The organism is Algoriphagus sp. (genome assembly GCF_046296635.1).
Lineage (GTDB): Bacteria > Bacteroidota > Bacteroidia > Cytophagales > Cyclobacteriaceae > Algoriphagus.
Genome location: NZ_JBKBKZ010000070.1, coordinates 1 through 540, shown reverse-complemented (window position 1 = coordinate 540; position 540 = coordinate 1). Strand labels below are relative to the sequence as shown.

Here is a 540-nt window from a genome sequence, read left to right as displayed (position 1 = left end):
GCTTCACTCTTATGGTTATACATAGTCGAACACAACACGCCAGACAAATGGGATATTATTGGAGCGAGTGTTTGTATAGCGGGAGCATTGATAATTTTACTTATGCCACGTTAACAATATGCAGACATTAACTATAAGCAGAAAAGAAAGCCGAACCGCTAACAGCGGTTTTAAGAAATTGGCGGTTCAGTGGTTAAATGAAGTTCAGTTTTCCAATCAAACTTTCGTGTAGGTTGACAGTTTTGTGCTCCGAAATCGCCAACTTCTTAAACCCGCAAAACGTTGCAGGCAAGCATAGAAAGAAAACATCAAAACGAACCAACCAATAAAAAACAACGTTAGGCTGATAAATAATCGGAACTCAAAATGGAACTCAAACAAGAAATAGTACAAATTGTGAATAAGTTACCCAACGAAGTTTTGGGTGAACTTCTGCAATACCTTCGCCAAGTGGAAAAAACCACAACGGAAAAAATGCGACTTTCAACCACCTTAAACACAATTTTGACAGAAGACCGAGAACTACTTGAAAAATTGGCG

The 540-nt window shown here is 38.5% G+C and carries 1 pseudogene; it reads left to right on the top strand.

Annotated features, from left to right (window positions below):
- Positions 1-114 (top strand): annotated as a pseudogene (locus ACK4HU_RS21990) (hypothetical protein); the annotation flags it as partial.
- Positions 115-540 lie beyond the last annotated feature (426 nt).